Source organism: Kitasatospora sp. NPDC057198, assembly GCF_042670125.1.
In the GTDB taxonomy this organism is placed as follows: Bacteria; Actinomycetota; Actinomycetes; order Streptomycetales; family Streptomycetaceae; genus Kitasatospora.
On the sequence record NZ_JBHUWH010000419.1, the window covers coordinates 1 to 6,779 of the forward strand.

At 76.1% G+C, this 6,779-nt stretch carries 5 protein-coding genes; 4 read left to right on the top strand and 1 reads right to left on the bottom strand.

All coding sequences use genetic code 11. The annotated features are described in order from the left end of the window. Nucleotides 1-504 (bottom strand): hypothetical protein (locus ACFUEL_RS31905; RefSeq protein WP_380240421.1); only part of this gene is annotated, 504 nt, incomplete at its 3' end. A 48-nt stretch (nt 505-552) separates the two neighbouring features. Here ACFUEL_RS31905 and ACFUEL_RS31910 point away from each other — a divergent pair. The 4 genes from ACFUEL_RS31910 to ACFUEL_RS31925 all read left to right on the top strand — a co-directional run. Next, nucleotides 553-1,056, top strand: coding sequence for a MarR family winged helix-turn-helix transcriptional regulator (locus ACFUEL_RS31910; protein ID WP_380240423.1), 504 nt, complete (start codon nt 553-555; stop codon nt 1,054-1,056). Continuing rightward, the gene (locus ACFUEL_RS31915) at nt 1,053-2,375 is read left to right on the top strand and encodes an MFS transporter (protein WP_380240429.1); all 1,323 of its coding nucleotides are present in this window, start codon (nt 1,053-1,055) and stop codon (nt 2,373-2,375) included. Before ACFUEL_RS31910 ends, ACFUEL_RS31915 begins: the two co-directional genes overlap by 4 nt. A 344-nt stretch (nt 2,376-2,719) precedes the next feature. Further along, complete coding sequence (locus ACFUEL_RS31920) at nt 2,720-4,066, top strand: acyltransferase domain-containing protein (protein WP_380240425.1); 1,347 nt, start codon at nt 2,720-2,722, stop codon at nt 4,064-4,066. Beyond that, on the top strand, nt 4,063-6,779 hold a 2,717-nt coding region (locus ACFUEL_RS31925), incomplete at its 3' end, for an SDR family oxidoreductase (RefSeq protein WP_380240427.1). The genes ACFUEL_RS31920 and ACFUEL_RS31925, both read left to right, overlap by 4 nt.

The window sequence follows — 6,779 nt, forward strand, 5'->3', positions numbered from 1 at the left end:
GGCCAGGAGTTCGGTGCGGTTGTCCACCCGTTTCATCCAGGCCGGAATGCGCGCGAACATCGATCCCGTCGGCCGGGCCGGGCCGCGTTCGCGCAACCGGGCGCCGACGTAGCCGGCCAACTCCTCGACGTGGCTCTCGTCGTAGGCCCACAGGACCCGGCCCGCGCAGCGGGTCTGCAGCCACAGCGGCAGGCGGAAGAACGGGTCCTCGCTGCCGCCGGGTTCCGCGCCGATCAGTGCCCCGTCCCAGCGCCGCTCCGGCTGCCAGGTCGCACTGTTCGCACACCCGCGGCAGGTCAATCGGCCTTCCTGGTACAGCAGTTGGCCGTAGCGCTCAGGCGCCGGCACCCCGGGCGGCGGCGCCACCAGGGCCCGGCCGCCGCAGCGGGGGCAGACCACCAGGATCCGCGCGGTGAACCGGGCCGCCCAGTGGCCGTGGTCGCGGTGGCGGGCCGGCCCGGAAGCAGGTTCGGAAACTGACCCGGGGGCCGGTTCGGCACTCATGGCGACCATCGTAACAGCACTTGTACAAGCACTGTTACGATGCTCGCCATGACAGTCGATCCCTCCCCCGCCGACCCCACCGAGCGGAGCCTGTGGCGTCCGCTCCGCCTGCTGCAGGACGCGATGGAGGCCGACATCGCCCGGGTGTACGCCGAAGCGCCGGTCGAGGGGCTGCGGTCGAGCTTCGTGCTGGAGTTGCTGCGGCTGCACGCCCGCGGGCCGATGACCATCACCGAGCTGGCCGAGTCCGTCCGGCGCACGCACTCGGCGCTCAGCCAGAAGGTGGCCGCGATGCGGCGGGCCGGCTGGGTGGAGACGCTGCCGGGGGACGACGCCCGGAGCAAGAAGGTCGCGCTGACGCCGAAGGCCCGGGAGGTGGTCGGGCGGCTGGCGGCGGAGTGGGAGGCCAGCGAGGCCGCCCTGGTCGAGCTGGAGGCCGAACTGCCATACCCGCTCAGCCGGGTGGTGGCGGACCTCGAACGGGCGCTGGCCCGCCGCAGCTTCCACGACCGGATCGCCGAGAAGCTCGCGGCGGACCCGCGGTGGCGGTGACCCGGGGGCGGCTGCTGCTCGACCTCGCCCCGCTGCGCGGGTCGGCCGCGTTCCGACGGCTGTGGATCGGCGGGGCGCTGTCCGGTTTCGGCAGCCAGATGGCGCTGGTCGCCGTGGCGTTCCAGGTCTGGGAGGACACCCGCAGCACGGTGTGGACCGGCGTGGTGGGCCTGGCGCAGGCGGTGCCGCTGCTGGCGCTCGGGCTGTTCGCGGGCGCGCTGGTGGACCGCGCGGACCGGCGGGCGCTGTACCTGCTGTCCGTCGCCGGGCAGGCCGGGTCCGCGCTGCTGCTCGCCGCGCAGGCGGTGCTGGGGTCCTTCCCGGCGGCCGGGGTGATCGGGCTGGTGGCCGTGCAGTCGGTGTTCGCCACCGTCGCAGGCCCGGCCTCCCGGACGTTCCTGCCCCGGCTGCTCCCGCCCGAACAGCTGGCGGCGGGGCTGGCCCTCGGGCGGGTGACCTTCCAGGGCGCGATGCTGCTCGGACCCGCGCTGGGCGGGCTGCTGGTGGCGGGCCTCGGCGCGGGCAGCTGCTACCTGGTCGACGCAGTGAGCTTCACGGCCGCCCTGTACGCGGTCTTCCGCCTGCCCCCGATGCGCCCGGACCCGACCGAACGGCCGGACTCCACCGGACGGCCGGACGAACGACCGGACGAGCAGCCGGACGGCCGACCGGACGAGCGGCCGGCCGCCCGGCCCGGATCGCACGGCGTCCGGGAGGGGCTGGCGTTCCTGGCCCGGACGCCCGTCGTCCGGGCCGCGCTGCTCACCGACCTGGCCGCCACCGTGCTGTCGATGCCGATCAGCCTGTTCCCGCTGGTCAACGCGGAGCGCTTCGGCGGCGGGCCGCGCACCCTGGGCCTGTTCCTGAGCGCGGTCGCGGTGGGCGGCGTCACCGCGTCGGTCTTCTCGGGGGCGTTCACCCGGCGGTCGAACCAGTCGGCGATGATGCTCTGGGGCGCCGCGTCCTGGGGCGCCGCACTGGCACTGTTCGGTCTGGCGTCCGACCCGTGGGCGGGTCTCGCGCTGCTCGCACTGGCCGGCGCGGCGGACACCGTGTCCGTGGTCGCCCGTGGCACCGTCGTCCAATTGCACACCCCGGACCGGCTGTTGGGACGGGTCGGGGCGGCCGAGCAGATCGTCGGGCAGGCCGGCCCGAACCTGGGCAACCTGCGTGGCGGCCTGGTCGCCTCCGCGACCTCCGGCAGCACCGCCCTGGTCAGCGGCGGCCTGCTCTGCGTCGCCGCCGTGGCCCTGCTCGGGGCGGGCACCCCGGGGCTGCGCCGCACCCGGAAGCCCGCGCCGAGCCGTCCGCTCGGCTGAACCGCCCGCTCAACCGATCGGTGCTCGAACCGATCGCCGAAACCACCGCACCCGTGTGGGTGATGACCACCGCCACCCGCCCGGGTAACGTCAATGTGCGTGTGCGCAGGAGGGCGATCGCCCGGCCCGCGCCCGACTCCCTCCCCCTCTCCTTCCTCCGGGCCGGTGCGCGTCCCCGCGCGCATTCCCCTCCCCCGAGCGTCACTTCTGTGCCGATCCGTGCGATCGCCAGCCCACACCCACCCCCTCCCTCTCTCCCCCGAGCCCCCGGGCCGGTGCGCGCCGCCGCGCGCACCCCCTCCTCCCAAACGTCGCTCTGTGCTGATCCGTGCTGAGGAGTCGCTGTGGTAGAGCGCTGCGCTTTCGTGTTCCCCGGCCAGGGGGCTTACCTGCCGGGCGGATTGGCCCGGCTCGCCGAGGACGAGCCGCTGGTCGCGGAGACCCTGCGGGAGCTGGACGCGGCCGCCGCCCGGCTCGGCCGGCCGGCCCCGTCCCGGCTGCTGCTCGACGAACGGGCCCCGGCCCTGGAGGAGTTGGTCCGGGACTCCCCCGCCGACCTGCACCTGGCTCTGTTCGCCGCCGGAACGACCCTGTTCCGACTTCTGACGGAACGTCACCACCTTTTGCCGGACGTCCTGTTGGGTCACAGCTTCGGTGAACTGGTCGCCCTCACCGCCGCCGGGGTGTACGACCTGGCGAACGGGCTGGCCCTGGTGGCCGCCCGCGACGAGGCGTTCGCCGCCCGGCCGCCGGAGCCCGGCGGGATGCTGGCGCTGGAACTGTCCGCCGCCCGGACGGAGGCGCTGCTGTGCGGGCTCGGCGTGTGGGAGGTGACCGTGGCCGCCGACAACAGTCCGCGCCAGTGCGTGGTGTCCGGCCCGGTCGGGGCGCTGGAGCAGGTCCGGCGGCAGGTGGCGGCGGTGGGCGTCCGGGCCAGCCCGCTGTCCGTCCCGTACGCCTTCCACCACCGCCTCCTGGCCCCGGTGGCAGGGGAGTTCACCCGCCGGGCGGCCGCGCTGCGGGTCGGCCCGGCCCGGTACCCGCTGCACTCGGCGATCCTCGGCCGGCGGGTGGACGGCGACGACGCGGTCGCCGAACTGGTCGCCGCGCACCTGGTCCGTCCCACCCGGTTCACCGACGCGGTGCGGCTGCTGCACGCGCAGGGCGTGGAGCTGTTCGTGGAGTGCGGCCCGCGCGGGGTGCTCAGCGCCCTGGTAGCGGCGACCGTGCCCGGCGTCCGGACCTTCGCGCCGCTGCGCCGCCGCGTCGGCGGCCCCGAACTCGCCTCCGAGGCAGCCGCCTTGAGCACCGACCGCTCCACCCCACCCCCAACTCCGGCCTCCGCTGCCCCCCTTCTTCCCGCCCCCGCAGCAGCCCCCACGGCTACCCCTGCGGCAAACCGCGAACCGGCCGCCGGCGTCCTGCCCGGACCCGGCGAAATCGTCTCCGTGCTGCGGGAGTTGTACGCGGAGGCTCTCGGCTACCCGCCCGAGGTGCTGACCGGGGACGCCGACCTGGAAGCTGACCTGGGCGTCGACTCGATCAAGCAGACCGAGCTGTTCGCCCGAGCCGCCACCCGCTTCGGCCGCACCCTGCCGGAGGAGGGCTCCCGGCTGACCAGCCACACCACGCTGGACGCCCTCGCGGGGCTGCTGCGCACCCTGCCCACCGCGCCGGGGGTGCCGGCATGAGCGGCACTCCGGCCCAACCGGGCTTCGACGCAAGGGACTTGGCGGGCAAGGTGGCCCTGGTCACCGGCGGCGGCAAGGGCGTGGGGGCGGCGATCAGCCGCGAACTGGCCGCGCGCGGCGCCCTGGTGGTGGTCAACCACTTCCACTCGCCGCGGGCCGCCGAGGAGACGGTGGCCGCGATCCGGGCGGCGGGCGGGCGGGCCGAGACGCTGCGGGGCAGCGTCGCCAAGCCCGAGCAGGTGGCGGCGGTGTTCGCGGCGCTGGCCGAACGGCACGGCGGCGTGGACGTCCTGGTGAACAACGCGGCGCGGGGGGTGTTCGCCCGCTACGACGACCTCACCGAGACCGAGTGGCAGCGGGCGCTGGACACCAACCTGCACGGCGCCCGCCGCTGCGCGCTGGCGGCGGCGCCGCTGATGGCCGCCCGGGGCGGCGGGGCGATCGTGAACGTGTCCTCGATCGGCGCGGGGCTGGCGATGGACGACTACCTGCTGGTGGGCGTCTGCAAGGCCGCACTCGAGGCGCTGACCCGCTACCTGGCCGCCGACCTGGGGCCGTCCGGGATCCGGGTGAACACCGCCTCGGCCGGGTTGCTGGACAATCCGACGGCCGCGCTCTTCCCGGACGCGGACGCCCTGCGGGCGACCTGCGCGGCGGCCGCCCCGCTCGGCGGGATCGGCCGGGAGGAGGACCTGGCCCGGCTGGTGGCCTTCCTCGCCTCGCCGCAGTCCCGCTGGATCTCGGGGCAGTGCCTGCTCGCCGACGGCGGGCTGTCGGTGGGCCGGGCCATGCTGACCCCGCGAAGCCACGCCCCCGCCAAGGCAGTTGAGCCGGCATCCGTACCGGCGTCCGTCCCGATGCCCTTTCTCGCGCCGTCCGCCCCGGTCCGGGGCGCCGCCCGGACGGTCGCGGTGGTCGGTACCGGCCTGGTCGCCCCGGGGGCCGGTGACCCGGAGGAGTTGTGGCAGCGGCTGGTGGAGGGCGTCCCGCAGTTCGGCGAGCCCGGGGAGCGCTTCCCGCTGGAGCACTTCTGGTCGGCCGGGGACACCCGGGACCGCACCTACAGCCGGGTGGCCGGCTACCTGCGCCCGGCGCCCGATCCCGCCGAGGACTTCCTCACCGCCTGGACGCGCACCGCGCTGCTCCAGTGCGGTGCGCCGATCCTCGCCGCCCGTACGGGAGTTCGCACCGCCTGCTTCGCCGGTGCCTGGACCGAGGGGTCGCAGCACGTGGAGGAGAGCGTGCTGGTGGAGACCGCCGTCGCCGGTCTCGCCGCGCACTGGCCCGGCCCGGCCGGCACCCCGGCGGAGGCGGCTGCCCTGCGGTCGCGGCTGCGGCACCGGCTGCGGGCCGCCTACCCGCACGCGGGCACACCCGGGGAACACCTGCCGCCGGCCGCCGTCCGCGCCGCCGTGGCCGCACTGCTGCCGGGTCCGGTACCCGTCCAGGTGGTCGACACGGCCTGCTCCTCCGCGCTGTACGCGATCGACCTGGGCACCCGGGCGCTGCTCGACGGGGAGTGCGAACTCGCGCTGTGCGGCGGGGTGTTCTCGCTCGGGCCGCGCTACAGCGTGCTGTTCTCGCGGCTGCGCGGGCTGAGCCGCTCGGGCGCGGTACGGGCCTTCGACGCGGACGCGGACGGGGTGCTGTTCTCCGACGGGGCGGCGTTCGTCGCACTCAAGCGGCTGGACGCGGCGCTGGCCGACGGCGACCGGGTGCTGGGCGTGCTGGCCGGGTTCGGCGGCGCCTCGGACGGGCGGGGCCGGGCCGTGCACGCGCCCAACCCCTCCGGTCAGCGGCGGGCGCTGACCCGGGCCCGGGCGGTGTCGGGGCTGCCCGCCGAGCGGGTGGACTGGGTGGTGGCGCACGCCACCGGGACGCCGGTCGGCGACGGCGTCGAGCGCGGCGTGCTGTCCGAGCAGTTGCCGCACGCGTGGTGCACCTCGAACAAGTCGGTTGTCGGGCACACCGGTTGGGCCGCCGGAGCGGTCTCGGTGGTGCACGCGCTGCAGGGCCTCGCGCACTCCGCCGTCCCGCCGCAGGTGCCGTACCGCGCCCCGGACGGCGCACCGCCGCTGCGGGTGCCGAGCGACCCGGTGCCGCTGCCGCGCCCGGCGGACCGGCCGCGCACGGTGGGGGTGTCGGCGTTCGGGTTCGGCGGCACCAACGGGCACCTGCTGATCCAGGACGCCCCGCGCCCGGGTGAGAGCGCCCCGCCGTCGCTGCCCGCCGCGCTGCCGGACGACCCGGTGGTGGTGGTCGCCTGGTCGGCCCACCTGCCGGGGAACCCGGACGTCGCAGCAAGACTGACGAACAGTCAGAATCCTTCCGTCGAACGCTCGTTCGGAGCGGTCTACCCCCTTCCCCCGTTCGAGGTGGCGCGGCTGCCCGCCCCGACCGCCGCCCGGATCGACCGGGCGCAACTGATGGCGCTGCAGGCCGCGGCCGCCCTGGTCCGGCCGGGCGCCACGCCGTGGTGGGAGGGGCTGCGGGAGGACTGCGGGGTGTTCGCCGCGCACACCGGGGTGCCGTCGGCCTCGCCGGACCTCACGGTCCGCTGCCACGCCGCCGCCCTGACGGCCGCGCTCGAACTCCGGCCTCCGGAGGACGACTTGGACCCGGTGGCGCTGCGCGCGGCCACCGCGTCCTTCCTCGACGCGGTGCGCGGGCGCACCGACCCGGGAGAGGACACCCTGGCCGGCCTGATGCCGAA

What these genes read in the sequence shown, in the direction of transcription:
- ACFUEL_RS31910 (WP_380240423.1), top strand. Translation starts at nt 553, where the DNA reads ATGACAGTCGATCCCTCCCCCGCCGACCCCACCGAGCGGAGCCTGTGG.